The sequence below is a fragment of the Curtobacterium oceanosedimentum genome (assembly GCF_040545555.1).
Taxonomy (GTDB): Bacteria; Actinomycetota; Actinomycetes; order Actinomycetales; family Microbacteriaceae; genus Curtobacterium.
In genome coordinates this window covers 247897-261232 of record NZ_JBEPMD010000002.1, presented here as the reverse complement: position 1 = coordinate 261232, position 13336 = coordinate 247897, and the positions used below count along the sequence as shown (strand labels likewise).

At 72.0% G+C, this 13336-nt stretch carries 15 protein-coding genes; 5 read left to right on the top strand and 10 right to left on the bottom strand.

The window, feature by feature from the left end; all coding sequences use genetic code 11:
• Positions 1-51 precede the first annotated feature (51 nt).
• A complete protein-coding gene (locus ABIC52_RS03145) occupies positions 52-1725 on the bottom strand; it encodes a DEAD/DEAH box helicase (protein WP_354026596.1) in 1674 nt (557 codons plus the stop codon).
• Positions 1726-1994: 269 nt separating this feature from the next.
• Here ABIC52_RS03145 and ABIC52_RS03140 point away from each other — a divergent pair, with 269 nt between their 5' ends.
• Entirely contained in the window at positions 1995-2843 is an 849-nt protein-coding gene (locus ABIC52_RS03140) for an endo alpha-1,4 polygalactosaminidase (protein ID WP_354026595.1), read from the top strand.
• A gap of 180 nt (positions 2844-3023) precedes the next feature.
• Here the strand turns inward: ABIC52_RS03140 and ABIC52_RS03135 are convergent, their stop codons facing one another.
• Both ABIC52_RS03135 and ABIC52_RS03130 read right to left on the bottom strand, forming a co-directional pair.
• Positions 3024-3383 (bottom strand): GntR family transcriptional regulator, encoded by a 360-nt coding sequence (locus tag ABIC52_RS03135; RefSeq protein ID WP_209675620.1) that lies wholly within the window; start codon positions 3381-3383, stop codon positions 3024-3026.
• 46 nt (positions 3384-3429) lie between these two features.
• Entirely contained in the window at positions 3430-3999 is a 570-nt protein-coding gene (locus ABIC52_RS03130; protein WP_126892607.1) for a DUF1684 domain-containing protein, read from the bottom strand.
• A gap of 242 nt (positions 4000-4241) precedes the next feature.
• Here ABIC52_RS03130 and ABIC52_RS03125 point away from each other — a divergent pair, with 242 nt between their 5' ends.
• Together ABIC52_RS03125 and ABIC52_RS03120 are read left to right on the top strand one after the other, a co-directional pair.
• The gene (locus ABIC52_RS03125) at positions 4242-5279 is read left to right on the top strand and encodes a DNA cytosine methyltransferase (RefSeq protein WP_354026594.1); all 1038 of its coding nucleotides are present in this window, start codon (positions 4242-4244) and stop codon (positions 5277-5279) included.
• The gene (locus ABIC52_RS03120) at positions 5276-6499 is read left to right on the top strand and encodes a hypothetical protein (protein WP_354026593.1); all 1224 of its coding nucleotides are present in this window, start codon (positions 5276-5278) and stop codon (positions 6497-6499) included. Before ABIC52_RS03125 ends, ABIC52_RS03120 begins: the two co-directional genes overlap by 4 nt.
• An 8-nt stretch (positions 6500-6507) precedes the next feature.
• Here ABIC52_RS03120 and ABIC52_RS03115 read toward each other — a convergent pair whose 3' ends face one another.
• Together ABIC52_RS03115 and ABIC52_RS03110 are read right to left on the bottom strand one after the other, a co-directional pair.
• Positions 6508-6990: a hypothetical protein gene (locus tag ABIC52_RS03115; RefSeq protein WP_209675616.1), complete on the bottom strand. Its 483-nt coding sequence runs from the start codon at positions 6988-6990 to the stop codon at positions 6508-6510.
• Between the two features lie 65 nt (positions 6991-7055).
• Entirely contained in the window at positions 7056-7688 is a 633-nt protein-coding gene (locus ABIC52_RS03110; RefSeq protein WP_209675614.1) for a GNAT family N-acetyltransferase, read from the bottom strand.
• A 108-nt stretch (positions 7689-7796) separates the two neighbouring features.
• Here ABIC52_RS03110 and ABIC52_RS03105 point away from each other — a divergent pair, with 108 nt between their 5' ends.
• Positions 7797-8402 (top strand): 2-phosphosulfolactate phosphatase, encoded by a 606-nt coding sequence (locus tag ABIC52_RS03105; protein ID WP_238638266.1) that lies wholly within the window; start codon positions 7797-7799, stop codon positions 8400-8402.
• A gap of 55 nt (positions 8403-8457) precedes the next feature.
• Positions 8458-8760, top strand: a complete 303-nt coding sequence (locus tag ABIC52_RS03100; RefSeq protein WP_126892605.1) for a DUF427 domain-containing protein — start codon at positions 8458-8460, stop codon at positions 8758-8760.
• Between the two features lie 24 nt (positions 8761-8784).
• Here ABIC52_RS03100 and ABIC52_RS03095 read toward each other — a convergent pair whose 3' ends face one another.
• The 5 genes from ABIC52_RS03095 to ABIC52_RS03075 form a co-directional block, all read right to left on the bottom strand.
• Positions 8785-10083: an Nramp family divalent metal transporter gene (locus ABIC52_RS03095; RefSeq protein WP_354026592.1), complete on the bottom strand. Its 1299-nt coding sequence runs from the start codon at positions 10081-10083 to the stop codon at positions 8785-8787.
• Between the two features lie 62 nt (positions 10084-10145).
• Positions 10146-10847 carry a CGNR zinc finger domain-containing protein gene (locus ABIC52_RS03090; protein WP_354026591.1) on the bottom strand — a complete coding sequence of 234 codons (702 nt, stop codon included), beginning with the start codon at positions 10845-10847 and terminating at the stop codon, positions 10146-10148.
• A gap of 47 nt (positions 10848-10894) precedes the next feature.
• On the bottom strand, positions 10895-11374 hold the full coding sequence (locus tag ABIC52_RS03085; protein WP_238638276.1) for a SprT-like domain-containing protein: 480 nt from the start codon (positions 11372-11374) through the stop codon (positions 10895-10897).
• The gene (locus ABIC52_RS03080; protein ID WP_126892654.1) at positions 11371-12246 is read right to left on the bottom strand and encodes a hypothetical protein; all 876 of its coding nucleotides are present in this window, start codon (positions 12244-12246) and stop codon (positions 11371-11373) included. Before ABIC52_RS03080 ends, ABIC52_RS03085 begins: the two co-directional genes overlap by 4 nt.
• A 136-nt stretch (positions 12247-12382) precedes the next feature.
• Entirely contained in the window at positions 12383-13198 is an 816-nt protein-coding gene (locus ABIC52_RS03075; protein WP_209823786.1) for a DUF4064 domain-containing protein, read from the bottom strand.
• Positions 13199-13336: the final 138 nt, after the last annotated feature.

Sequence of the window (13336 nt, the reverse complement as noted above, 5' to 3'; positions counted from 1 at the left end):
GGCGGCGTCCTGTCGCTTTCGCGGACCACTCAGGCTCGAGCCCGCCGACGCTCAGTGGCGGTCGGCAGCCCCGGCCGGACGCGACGCCCGACGCGAGTCCCCACGGCGACGACCGCCGCCGGACTCACCCGCACCGGACCGACCCGCTGCGTAGCCGCCCTCGGACGACCACACCGGAGCGGACCCGCCACGGACGACGTCGCTCGACGCCCGACGGCTGCCGCCCGAACGGCGCTGACCACCGGTCGCGCCGCCCGACGCCGCAGCACCCGAGCCGGTGCCGCGACCGGCACCGCCGGCACGACCGGCAGCACCCGCGGAGGCCGAGGCACCCGCGGCGGCCGGACGACCACCGCGACCACCGGCGGCGCGACCCGAGCCGCGACCGGCCGAGGCGGCCTCGGGAGCCTGCGTCGAGCCTCCCGACCGTCCGCCGCGACCACGACGACGACCGCCGCCGGCCGAGTCGGTGTGTCCGCTCTCGGCCGCCCGCGGCTGTCGCAGACGCTGCTGCTGGACCGGGGCCTCCTCGACGTGACGGATCGGCGCGACCTCGCCCACGAGCTCGGTGACCGCCGGCGAGGTCGCGGTGACCTGCTGCGGGGTGACCTTGATCGCCGCTGCGCGCATCATCTGCGCGACGTCGCGGCGCTCGGCCGGCAGCGTCACGGTGACGACGTCGCCCGAGGAACCGGCACGCGCGGTGCGGCCCGAGCGGTGCAGGTAGGCCTTGTGCTCGGTCGGCGGGTCGACGTGCACGACGAGCTCGACGTGGTCGACGTGCACGCCACGGGCGGCGACGTCGGTGGCGACCAGCACGAGGGCCTCGCCGGACGAGAACTTGGCGAGGTTGCGCTCCCGGGCGCCCTGCGACAGGTTGCCCTGCAGGTCGACCGCGGGGATGCCCTGCGAGCTGAGCTGCTTCGCAAGGCGCTTCGCGTGGTGCTTGGTGCGCATGAAGAGGATGCGACGACCGGTGCCCGAGGCGAGTGCGCGGACGAGGTCCTTCTTCGCGTCGGCGTCGGCGACCTCGAACAGGTGGTGGGTCATCGCCTCGACCGGGCTGGTCTCGTCGTCGACCGAGTGCATCACCGGGCTGTGCAGGAACTTCTTGACGAGCTTGTCCACGCCGTTGTCGAGCGTGGCCGAGAACAGCAGGCGCTGCCCCTGCTCGGGCGTGGCCTGCATGATCTTCGTCACGCCGGGCAGGAAGCCCATGTCGGCCATGTGGTCGGCCTCGTCGAGGACGGTGACCTCGATGTCGCCGAGGTTCACGTGCCCCTGCTGCATCAGGTCGGCGAGGCGACCCGGGCAGGCGACGACGACGTCGACACCGGCGCGGAGCGCGTCGACCTGACGGCCCTGGCCGACGCCGCCGAAGATCGTCGTGGTGTTCAGGCCCATCGACTTCGCGAGCGGCGCGAGCGTCGCGTCGATCTGGGTCGCGAGCTCACGGGTCGGGGCGAGCACGAGCGCACGGGGGCGACCGGCGCGACGCGGCCGACGGCTCGCGGCGAGCCGCGCGGCCAGCGGGATCGCGAAGGCGATCGTCTTGCCGGAGCCGGTGCGCCCGCGGCCGAGCACGTCCTTGCCCTGCAGGGAGTCGGGCAGCGTGTCGGCCTGGATCGGGAACGCGGTCTCCTTGCCCTGCTGGGCGAGGGACTGGACCATCGGCGCGGGGACGCCGAGGTCGGAGAAACGGATGTCGGAAGGAGTGGCGGTCATCGTGACCTTTCGAGCCGGCTCGTGCCGGCCGTGGGCGCGCTCGGTTTCGGCGCGCGGGCGGGATCCCCGCGTCAGCAGAGGCTGACGCGGTCGCCGCAGCAGAGAGCCTGGCACCGGGTGACGGTGCGCGATCATCGACCGGATGAGGGTCGGGAGTCGGGGGCGTCCGTACGACGCACGAGGCGATCGGCGCCTCGAGTACCACCAGCATAGCGGGTACCCGTGGAGCGAGCCGAGGCCGTTCGCGCCCGGCGTGCGATGATCCCCTCGTGCGCACGCGATCCGTCCTCCTGACCACCGCGATCGCGCTGGTCGCCGTCCTCGGCAGCGCGGGCTGCGCCGAGGCTGCCGCGCCCGCCGCGCCTGCCGCGTCGTCGGCGTCCTCGCACCGGGACCTGCCGACCTCGGGACGCCCGGACTACCAGCTCGGCGGCGGCTACACCCCGCCCTCGGGCGTGACGATCGTCGAACGCGACAGCACCGACCGTCCGGCCGCCGGCAGGTACTCGATCTGCTACGTCAACGGCTTCCAGACGCAGCCGGGAACGCTCGCCGAGTGGGAGCGCCGCGCACCCTCGGCACTGCTGCGCGACGACTCCGGGGAACTCGTCGCCGATCCCGGCTGGCCGGACGAGGTGCTCCTCGACACCCGGACCGCCGCGGAGCGCGCCGCGATCACGGCGGAGCTGACGACGTCGGTCGCCCGGTGCGCCGACCGCGGGTTCGACGCCGTGGAGTTCGACAACCTCGACTCGTGGACGCGCTCCGGGAAGCGGCTGACCCGGTCCGCGAACCTCGCGCTCGCGACGGCGCTCGTCCGCCTCGGGCACGAGCACGGCCTGGCCGTCGGGCAGAAGAACACCCCGCAGCTCGGGAAGGCCGGTCGGCAGTCGACGGGCTTCGACTTCGTCGTCGCCGAGGAGTGCGTGCAGTACGACGAGTGCTCGGCCTACACGGAGGCGTACGGGGAGCGCGTGATCGACGTCGAGTACGCGGACACCCTCGACCGGTCGTGGGCGTCGGTGTGCCGGCTGCGCGACCGTCCGGCCATGACGATCCTGCGGGACCGCGACCTGGTCACCCCGGCCTCGGACGAGTACGTCTTCGAGCACTGCTGACGTCACGGTTCCCGGTTCGCGGTTCCGGGTTCCGCGAGACGCAACCTCGGCGGCAGTGCGCAGCGGCACGGCGTTGCGCGGCCCCGCGGACGTTGCGTGTTGCGGAAGGCGCGGGGACGGGGACGGCCGGGAGGCGCGGATCGCGTCCGTCCCGCGAGCTGCGGAACGCGGGTGGCCGGGTCAGGCGGGCCAGGCGTCGCGCAGGGCCGCCGCCGCCTGGTCGGCGGACAGACCGGCCTCGCGCGCGGCGGCCGCCAGGGCGTGCGCCGCCGTGGCGACGGCGTCGGGGACCTCGGCCGGCCGGACCACCCGCGTGCCGGCGCCCCGCGCGGTGTGCACGAGACCGGCCTCCTCGAGCAGCTGGTAGGCCTTCGCGACCGTCCCCGGGGCGAGCGAGAGCTCCTCGGCGAGGGCCCGCACGCTCGGCAGGCGCTCCCCGTCCACCAGGTAGCCGGCGGCGATCTGCGCCGCGATCTGCGAACGGACCTGCTCGAAGGGCGGCACCCGGCCGCCCGCGTCGAGTGCCACGAGTCCCGTCATGCGATCCACCCTTGCGTCCTGTCCGTGTGCTCGTGCCTGCGCGGCGTCAGAAGTCGTACTGCTCGCCGACCGGGATCGGCACGGCGACGGTGTTGCCCGGGGGAGCGAGGGGGCACGCCCAGGCCGGGTCGTACGCGCACGAGGGGTTGTACGCGAAGTTGAAGTCGAGGACGAGCTCGCCGTCGTCACCGCCGAGGTCCGCGCCCTTGATCGTGTCGAGCAGGTAGCGGCCGCCGCCGTACGTGCCACGGGCCCGGCCGGCGCTCGCGTCCTTCACGGGGACGAACACCCCGCCCGCGTAGCCGCCGTGCGACCACACGTCGAGCGTGCCGATGCCCGGCAGCCGGACGACACCGAGCCGGTCGAAGTGCACGGTGCCGTCGGTGCCCGTCTCGACGTCCATCGCCAGGGGCTCGGCCGACTCGATGCGCGCGCGGAACCGCCAGTCGGGGTCGTAGTCGGGGACGGGCAGCGCCTCGAAGTCGCGGGCGTCCTCGTCGAGCAGCGGACTGGCCGGGTGCTCGGCGAACATCGCGTCGCGGGTCTCGCGCCACATCGCGTGCGCGGTCTCGGGGTCGGCCGTCGCCCGCACCCGTCGGTACAGGTCGAACGTCATGCGCCGCCAGTCCACGGTGGCGAGCGTGCTGTGCACGCGGTCCTGGGCCCTCGGCTCCTGCGTCTGGCTCACGGGGACGAGCGTACGCCCGTGCGCTCCGGACCCGCCAGCGACCGGCCGGTCCTGTGGAGGCAGAAGGTCTTCCTCTGAGACTTGGTCCTTGCACTGATCCCGCGGGCATGGCGCCGCGGCTGCTCCATGGCACGAGTCTCGTGTCGTTGGGACGTGGGAGGCTAGTCCTCATGACCATCGGGAGTGCGCAGTACTCAGCAATTGACCTCTTCGCGGGTGCTGGTGGGCTGAGTCTCGGCGCTGGAAGGGCTGGACTGCGTGTTGTTGCCGCCGCGGAGTTCGACGCTGATGCGCTTGCTACCTTCGCTGGTCTTCATGCCGACGATTCCCCGGAACTCCTCGAAGGTGACATCAACCGTCGAAGCTTCGAGCGCTTCCACGGCGAGGTAGATGTGGTCATCGGCGGCCCTCCCTGCCAGCCGTACAGTCATGGAGGCCTGCGCATGGGTGTCACCGACTCGCGAGACGGGATCCCGGCCTTCATACGAGCAGTTGAGGAGATTCGGCCAAAGGCCTTTCTGATGGAGAACGTTCCGGGCCTTGCAGTGGGCTCGGCCAGGAAGGTGCTCGACCAGACGGTGGCTGCGATGAGGGAGCTGGGCTACGTCGTGGAGCACCGCGTCCTTCGAGCAGCTGATTTTGGCGTATCGCAGCGGCGGCAGCGTCTTTTCATCCAAGGGGTACTGGATGGGCTGCCGCATTGGCCGCGCCCAACTCACGGTGAAGGCACGCAGTCGCCTTGGGTAGCCGCAGCTAGTCTCCTCGATCCGATCAATCCGATAGGAGAGCCGAATCTGTCCAGCGTGACCTACGCTCGCACTCCGGACCTCCGACCTAGTCCCTGGGATGGTCATCTTTTCAACGGTGGCGGGCGGCCGATCAACCCCGATGGACTTGCGCCGACGCTTCTCGCATCCATGGGGGGTAATAAGACGCCGTGGCTCGACGCAGCCGAGCTAGTTCCGGCATATCACGCTCACCTTCGGTCGGGAGGGAAGCCTCATAGCGGGCCGGTTGAGGGCGCACGGCGTATCACGGTTCAGGAGGCAGCTCTCCTACAGGGGTTCCCAGTTGAGACGGAATGGTTCGGCCGACGCTCGTCGCAGTATCGCCAGATCGGTAACGCGGTGCCCGTCGCTCTTGCGGCGGCTGCAGTGCAAGGCCTTGTGACGGCCGTTTCAGTACAGAATGATTCGGTGGCCGCATGAGCGCTAGATCGGAGGACCTTGTCGAACTGCTGCGTGAGCGGTTCGAGAAGATGCCGGCGCGAGTGCAACTTGGTCAGGCTGCGGAGGACGTCCTGGCGCCGCTGGAACGTCCACTTCTCGGAGATGAGCCGCGGCACAGCCAGGCGGCGGAGGCTGCTCTCACGATCATCGCATTTTCGTTACTGGCGGGCAGGGTGCTCGACCTTCGCCTCGGCAGTCCGGACGTGTCTCCGAAGACCGGGCGCATATCAGGTGATCGCACTGTAGGTGACCTCGTCTGCGAACGACTATTGATGCCTCGGAACATCCCCGCGACACGAGGGCCATTCCAATCATCGACCTGGAGGAGTGGCTATAGGGCGAGTCAAGCGCGCGCTGCGGACCTCAGTGAGTTCCTGAGTTGGCACGAGAACGCAAGTCTCGCAGACGTTGATCAATTCTGTGATCGCCTTGTTGCGACTTTCCTGAGTGCCGCGGCGACGCTCGAACCCCTACCTAAGGTGGACGCGTCGTCTTTGACGTTTGCTCGGTTCCGTTCGTTCCTTGATGAGCTCTTCCAAGTGAAGAGTGGTGGGGCTTTCGAGCAGTATTGCTTCGCGGCGCTTCTGGAGCGTGAAATGAGCACTTCAGGAGTCGACGGCAGGGTAGTGACGAAGTCCGTTCGGTCGAGTGATTCGGCGACGGGTGCTGCCGGTGACGTGATTGTTCGCCGTGGGGGTCGCACGGCGGAAGCTTACGAAGTCACGGCTCGTCCTTGGCGGACCAAATTAGGTCAGTTGAGTACGAGCGCTCGCGCGGGGTTGACGGAGGTCACCATCGTGGCGAAAGACGTCGGCCCTGATCTTCGAGGAGTTGACCTGGAGGCCGAGCTGGCTCTCCTGCAGGCCGAACTCGCTGTTGACGTGGTCGTGATTGACCTACAAGGGAGCCTCGATCTTTTCTCGGGACGGATTGGTCGCTTCGAACGTGCGGACGTCATCCGACAGGTGTACTCGAACCTAGTTCAATGGCACAGGCGTGAGCCTCACCTGATCGCATCGTTCGTGACGTGCATCAGGTCGGTTGCGCTCGCGATGGACGAAGTCGAGGAGGCGGTCCTTCCCAACGATCCGGTCGAGGTAGACACAGCTGACGCTCGCCGCATGCTGGAGGATTTGAAGGCTTCTGAGTCCGCTGGAGCCCTACGCGCTCTGGCTCGGCTGCTCAGTCAGGAGGCGTAGCGTCCGCGTCAGCTGCCGGGACGACGCCAGGACGGCGCGAGCTGCCGCATCCGGAGCGCACGCCACTGCCAGATCACCCACATGCCCGGCCAGAGCGCGGCGCCGAGGACCGCGGGACGCATCCGGTAGGTCAGCCGGTCGAGCAGCAGGGTCCGACCGTCCCCGAGGTCGACGGTGGCCATCCGGTGCCGCATCGTCATCCGGCCGAACAGGCCCGAGACGCCACCGCCGTTGTCGCGCTGCACGGGGACGCCGTCCACCTCGTACAGGTCGATGTCGACGTGCGTGTCACCGCTCGGCACCACCCCGAACGCGTCGGCGGCGATGGGGTGCGGGACGCCGGGGGTCCATCGGTCCGGCAACCCCTCCGGCGACCGCGACCGGTAGACCAGGAACGGCTTCGTGACGGCGACCATCACCGACGGCGACAGCAGGGCGTCGCGGACGGCGTCGACGGGTGCGTCGAGGACGATGCGGAGACCGACGTGCATGCAGCGGACGCTACGCCGCGGCTCTGGACGGGCGACGTCCGCCCTGGGGACGGTACCGTGCGGGGTCAGGCGTGCCGGGCGGCCCGGCGGCGGGCGCCCTCGGCGCGGTCCCGGGTGCGCAGCCGCTCGGTGAGCGACAGGCGCACGGTCGGCCACTCGGCAGCGGTGATCGAGAAGACCACGGTGTCGCGCAGCGTGCCGTCGCGGCCGATCGAGTGGCTGCGGAGCACGCCGTCCTGCTTCGCACCGAGCGACGCGATCGCCGCTCGTGACTGCTGGTTGTGCCAGTGCGTGCGGAACTCGACCGCGATGCAGTCCCAGGTGTCGAACGCGTGCGAGAGCAGGAGCAGCTTCGCCTCGGTGTTGATCCCGCTGCGCTGCGTCGCACGCGCCAGGAAGGTGTAGCCGATCTCGACGCGACGGTTGGCCGTGTCGATGTTCGCGAAGGTCGTCGCCCCGACGACGCGACCGGTCGGGCGGTCACGGATCGCGAAGGGCACCATCCGTCCCGCGGCGTGCTCGCCGAGCCGCCGGTCGATCTCGGCCTCGACCCGGTCGGGGGCCGGCACCGAGGTGTACCAGGTGCGCCAGAGGTCGCCGTCCGCCACCGCCGCCCGCAGGTCGTCCGCGTGCTCGGCCGCCAGGGGCTCGAGGGTGACGCGGTCGCCGGTCAGGGTGGGGACGGTGGCGATCTCCATGGTCACCGATCCTACGGTCGCCGGTCCGACAGCGGGGCCTGGCGGACGCGCACCCGCAGCGCGGTCCTGTGGAGACGGACAGGTGCGGACCGCCGGTACCGTGGAGTGGTGGCAGCACGCACGCAGGAGCAGTACCAGGTCCGGTTCGCGTGGGGGACCGCCGGCGCCGACCGGATCGCGCACGGCACGCACCTCGTGGTGTGGGTGGACGTGCTGCCGGAACCGTCCGGGGGCGGGGCCGATCCCGCGGCACGGGCGCGGGCCGCGGCAGCCCTGCTGCCCGACGGTCCGGAGGTCGTGCTCGGCCACCTCGCCAACGCGGCGGCGGTCGCGGAGCGGGTGACGAGCCTCCAGGCCGAGCGCGGGGACCGGTGCGTCGTCGCGGTCGTCGCAGCCGGCCGCACCGCCGACGGCGCCGCGACCGTCGCGGACGCGGCGGGGGAACCGTCGGACGTCGCCGAGACGCCCGAGCCGGCGGTGGAGGACCTGCTCGCTGCTGGAGCGGTCGTCGACGCGCTCGTCACGGTCGGGATCGACCACACGTCGCCGGAAGCCGCAGCCGCCTGCGCCGCGTACACGGGGCTCCGTCGTGCGGTGAAGCACCTCGTGACCGCCGCCGAGGGTGCGACGGACCTGGACCGCGAGACGGTGCACGCGGCGCTCGCCGCGGGACCCGAGCTGGTCGTCCTGCGGGAATCCGGGATGCGGGCGTAGCGTTCCCGATCGCACGAGGCGTCGCGAGGACGCCGCTGATCGCAAGGAGCACGTCATGAAGGCAGTCGTCGGCGACACCGTGATCGCGGAGGCTCCGCAGGAGGACCTCATCCAGATCGAGGGCAACTGGTACTTCCCGCCGTCGAGCGTGAAGCCGGAGTTCTTCTCGGAGAGCGACACCCAGTACCACTGCCCGTGGAAGGGCGACACGCAGTACTGGACGGTCACGGTGGACGGACAGGAGCTGCCGGACCGCGCCTGGACGTACCCGACGCCGATCCCGTCGTCGTTCGACCGGGTCGGCAAGGACTACTCGGGCTACTACGCCTTCTGGAAGGACGTCCGCGTCGTCGACTGACGCCCGACGCCCGTCGCGAGCCGCTCAGCCGGCCCCGGTCAGGGTCAGCACCACGAGCGCCACGTTCAGGGCGACGATCACCAGCGCGATGACCCCCGCGACCACGCGGGTGGTCATCGCGTTGACGTCTGCGCCCATGACGCTCCGCCGCGAGGTGTAGACCACGAGCGGCACGATCGCGAAGGCGATGCCGAAGCTCAGCACCACCTGACTGAGCACGAGGAGCATCGTCGGGTCCGCGCCCACGGCCAGGAGCACGACGGCGGGCACCAGCGTGACGAGTCGACGCACCACGAGCGGGACGCGGACGTGCAGCAGGCCGTGCATGATCTCGGCGCCGGCCATGCAGCCGACCGAGGTCGAGGCCAGGCCGGACGCGAGCAGGCCGATCGCGAAGAGCACGCCGACGACCGGGCCGACGTTCGTCGCGATCGCGCCCTGGGCGCCGGGGATCGTGTCGGTGCCGGGGACCCCGGGGAGCGTGGCCGCCGCGAGCACGAGCATGCAGACGTTGACGCCGCCCGCGACGACGAGGGCCAGGGCGACGTCCCACCGCGTCGCGACGAGCACCCGGCGGCGCTCGGGCCCGGCGGGGACGTCGCCGTGCCGGTCCCGTGCCAGGGCGGAGTGCAGGTAGACCGCGTGCGGCATCACGGTCGCACCGAGCATCGAGGCGGCGAGGAGCACCGACTGCGCGCCCTCGAACCGGGGGACGAGCCCGCCGACGAGTTCGCCGGGGGAGACCTGCGCGAACAGCAGCCCGGCGCAGAACCCGACGGTCAGGATCGCGAGCATGGTCGTCACGACGGCCTCGAACGTGCGGGTGCCCCGGCGGCTGTGCAGGAGCAGGATCGCCATCGACACCACGCCGGTCAGCACGCCGCCGACGACGAGCGGCAGGCCGAACAGCAGGTGGAGGGCGAGCGCACCGCCGATGACCTCGGCGACGTCGGTGGCGGCGGCGACGACCTCGGCCTGCACCCAGAACAGCAGCCGGGGTGTGCGGCGCATGCGGAGGCCGAGGTGCTCGGGCAGCGACCTCCCGGTGACGACCCCGAGCTTCGCCGACAGGTACTGGACCACGACGGCGCTGGCGTTCGCGGCGACGAGCACCCAGAGCAGCAGGTACCCGTACTGCGCGCCGGCGGTCAGGTTCGCGGCGACGTTGCCCGGGTCCACGTAGGCGATGGCGGCGACGAACGCGGGCCCGAGCAGGGTGAGACCCGCGGCACGGCGGCGCGGCCGCTCGGGGCCGGGCGAACCGGTGCCGGCAGGGCGTCCGGACCGCCCGGGGTGGGCGCGGCGAGCGGCGGTGTCGGTCATGCCGACAGCCTGCCAGGTTTCGGCGTGCCGAATCCACAGGTTCGGCAGGTCTAATCGGTTGCTCAGGCCGCGGCGCGACGAGCGCGGTGCGCCCGCACCTTCGCGCGGTTGCCGCAGCGCTGCATCGAACACCACCGACGGGTCCCGCCCCGTGAGGAGTCGTAGAACACGAGCCCGCAGTCGTCGGCCGAGCAGCGGCTCAGACGGGTCGGTTGTCCGTCGGCGGCGACGTCGTCGAACCCGACCTCGGTGAAGAGCGCCACGGCGTCGCGCGCCACGCTCGACAGCGCCTGGGCCAGGCGGACCCGGTTCGCGCCCGCTCGACGTCGGCCCCCGGGCAGGCTCGGGGGGACGTCCGGCAGCGCCGCGAACAGGTTCACCGTGTCGATGTCGTCCGGCGCCGGCCGGGTGCGTCCGGTGCCGGCGCGGAGCCCCGCGGCGACCGCGGTCCGGGCCGCCGGGTCGGACGAGCCGACGGGGGCCGGGGCGGCGGCGACGGCCAGCCGGCCGATCGCGGCGCGGAGTGCCCGGGCGTCCTGCAGTTCCCGCGCCGTGGCGCCGACGTCGATCGGTTCGGTGTGGTCGCCCAGCCACTCGTCCAGGTCGGCCGGCGTCACGAGGAGTTCGCCGAGCCGTGCGCGGGGGCGACGGACGTCGGGGTCGTCCGCGAAGCCGCCGGTGTGGGCGAAGTCCAGGGCGATCCGGCCGGCGTCGAAGAACCACGACGACCCGCTGTCCGTCCGGATGTGCTGCCCCGTGTGCATCCGACCAGGCTAACGGCTCCCCGGCGCGCCTCCACGTGCCGCATCGATCATGCGGTAGCCGCGCGCCGCTCCCAGGCGATGAGGTTCCGGCCGTCGAAGCGCCGCGAGCACCGGGCACACGCAAGCGGCCTGGTCGGCGTGCGGTAGCGGAAGTGCTCGTGGCCCGCCGGACACGTCCCGATCCAGGGCGCGAGCTCGGACGCCACGGGTCCGTCGTACAGGCGGGACCCGGTGTACCCGATGTCGGCCGCCGTGCGACGCCACACCGGGCCGTGCCCGGCGCGGGGACCGGCGAGCGCGTGGGCGACCTCGTGCAGCAGGACCTGGTCGACGTCCTCGTCGGACACCCTGCTGACGATGTGCCGACTCACCGTGATGCGTCGACGGCCGAAGTCGCACTGCCCCGCCCGGGTCTTGGCGTGGTCGAACGCGAACGTCCAGCGGCCCGGGCCGAGGTGGGCGGTGAGCAGCTGCTCCGCCCGCGCACGGACGCGTTCCAGCACGACCGCCGAGGGCTGTGCCGTCACCGGCGGTCGGTGCCCGGCAGGTCGTCGGTCGGCTCGTCGCGGGGCGCCTGCCCCTTCTGCGCCGCCTTGGCTGCGATCCGGCCCCAGATGTCGTCGGCGTCGGTGCGTGCGGCGTCGGGTGCACCGAGCACACGACGGCGGACCGGCGGGACCTGCTTCACCGGTTCGGCGACGCGCGTCGTCTGCGGCTCGTCGTCCTCGGCACGGCGGGCGGCGACCTCGCGTGCGGTGCGGGGCTTGTCCGCGACGGCCTTCGGCTGCGCGACCGATGCCCGGAGCGCGGCCTCCACCGCGGTGCGGAGCGCCTCGGTGCGTTCGGACGGTGCACCCGCCTGGCGGAAGGCCTGGTAGGCACGCGAGAGCGCCGAGCGGGCCTCGTCGAACCGGGACAGCTCGAACAGCGACCAGCCCTCGAGCTCGGCGGCGGCGCCCTCGAGCTCCGGCCACTCCTCGGTCCGGGCGGTGTCCCGTGCCATGGCGGCCTCGGTCGCGGCACGCTCGTGGCGACCGAGGTCGTGCAGCACGTGCGCGCGACGGATGCGGGCGGCGACCTTGTCCGACCGTTCGCCGGTGAACATCGTCAGGCGGAAGACCTCCTCCGCCACGACGAGTGACTCGTCCAGCCGACCGAGCAGCCGGAGGAGCTCGGCCCGCTCGGCCAGGGCCTCGGTGCTGCGGCTCTGCCCGAGGTCGCGCAGCCGTTGCTGCACGACGTCGGCGTCCACCGCCGGCCGCAGGCTGATCGGCGCGAAGGTGCTCCCCGGGCTCACACCCGCGGTGACCGGGGCGGAGTCGCCCGGTGCGGCATGACGGGGTTCCCGGGCGCGGTCGGCGCGGTCGGGCTGCTGGCTGTCGTCGGGCGGGAGGGACATCGGTTCGAGGGTAACCGCGGCCTCCCGTGAGCGGGCGGTGCCACGCGCACGGGGGGTCCGAGAACGCGGGACGGCCCCGGGATGCGGAACGGCCCGCCCCGCTGCAGCGGGACGGGCCGTCGGTGCGACGCGTGGGTCAGTTGGTGCCGGTGACCGCGGCGGCCGCGGCGATGCTGATCGCGATGAACGTCGCGAAGGTGGCGACGACGGCGAGGATGATCGCGAGGACACCCCAGACACGACCCCGGCCCGAGACGGCCGCGACGATGCCCTGTACGAGGGCCCACAGCCCGAGGACGGCTGCGATGCCGACCACGATCAGCCCGCCGCTGAGCTGGGTCAGGGCCGACGGGTCGTTCATCAGCTGCTGCTGCATCTGCTGCTGCTGCTCGACGGAGCTGCCGCCGTTCTGCGCGATGTCGGCGAGTGCGCGGTTGCCGGCGAAGGCCGCGCCCATCAGGGCACCACCGACGACGCCGAGCACGAGTGACAGGACCCCGAGCGCGAACGCGACGAGGCCGACGGTCTTCTTCTTGCGCTTCGGCTCCTCGTACGACTGCCACGCCGGGCTGCCCGCGCTCGCCGGCGCCGAGGACGCTGCGTACGGCTGGTGGGAACCCTGGTGCTCGCCCCACGTCGGGGACTCGTGGCGGCCGTCGTGCTGGTCGCGCCGACCGTGCTGGTCGTGCTCGCCGTACTGCGCAGGCTGGCCGTACTGCGGCTGCTGCCCGTACTGCGGCTGGCCGTGGTCCTGCTCGCCGTACTGCGGCCGGCCCTGCTGCTGCTCGCCGTACTGCGGTGCCGAACCCGGCGCCGGGTCGACGCGCTCGCCGTAGCGGGGTGCGTCGTGCCGGTCGTGCTGCGGCGCACTGCCCCAGACCGGCGCGTCGGCGTTGCCCGGCGCGTTGCCGTCGCCCGTCCGGTCCTCGTTGCTCCGGTCGTCGTTCGTCATCTGGGGACTCCCTCGGTCGGTCGCGCGGTTGCGCGGTCGTTGTCCCCCATCCTGACAGCCGGATGCCCGACGTGTTCAGGGCGACACGGTGCTCCTGTACCTGTCCCACGGCCTGGAGGCTCGGTGGCGGACCGGCAC

What these genes read in the sequence shown, in the direction of transcription:
- ABIC52_RS03120 (WP_354026593.1), top strand. Translation starts at nt 5,276, where the DNA reads ATGAGCGCTAGATCGGAGGACCTTGTCGAACTGCTGCGTGAGCGGTTC.
- ABIC52_RS03115 (WP_209675616.1), bottom strand. Translation starts at nt 6,990, where the DNA reads ATGCACGTCGGTCTCCGCATCGTCCTCGACGCACCCGTCGACGCCGTC.
- ABIC52_RS03075 (WP_209823786.1), bottom strand. Translation starts at nt 13,198, where the DNA reads ATGACGAACGACGACCGGAGCAACGAGGACCGGACGGGCGACGGCAAC.
- ABIC52_RS03110 (WP_209675614.1), bottom strand. Translation starts at nt 7,688, where the DNA reads ATGGAGATCGCCACCGTCCCCACCCTGACCGGCGACCGCGTCACCCTC.
- ABIC52_RS03100 (WP_126892605.1), top strand. Translation starts at nt 8,458, where the DNA reads ATGAAGGCAGTCGTCGGCGACACCGTGATCGCGGAGGCTCCGCAGGAG.
- ABIC52_RS03095 (WP_354026592.1), bottom strand. Translation starts at nt 10,083, where the DNA reads ATGACCGACACCGCCGCTCGCCGCGCCCACCCCGGGCGGTCCGGACGC.
- ABIC52_RS03135 (WP_209675620.1), bottom strand. Translation starts at nt 3,383, where the DNA reads ATGACGGGACTCGTGGCACTCGACGCGGGCGGCCGGGTGCCGCCCTTC.
- ABIC52_RS03125 (WP_354026594.1), top strand. Translation starts at nt 4,242, where the DNA reads ATGACCATCGGGAGTGCGCAGTACTCAGCAATTGACCTCTTCGCGGGT.
- ABIC52_RS03080 (WP_126892654.1), bottom strand. Translation starts at nt 12,246, where the DNA reads ATGTCCCTCCCGCCCGACGACAGCCAGCAGCCCGACCGCGCCGACCGC.
- ABIC52_RS03145 (WP_354026596.1), bottom strand. Translation starts at nt 1,725, where the DNA reads ATGACCGCCACTCCTTCCGACATCCGTTTCTCCGACCTCGGCGTCCCC.
- ABIC52_RS03090 (WP_354026591.1), bottom strand. Translation starts at nt 10,847, where the DNA reads ATGCACACGGGGCAGCACATCCGGACGGACAGCGGGTCGTCGTGGTTC.
- ABIC52_RS03130 (WP_126892607.1), bottom strand. Translation starts at nt 3,999, where the DNA reads ATGACGTTCGACCTGTACCGACGGGTGCGGGCGACGGCCGACCCCGAG.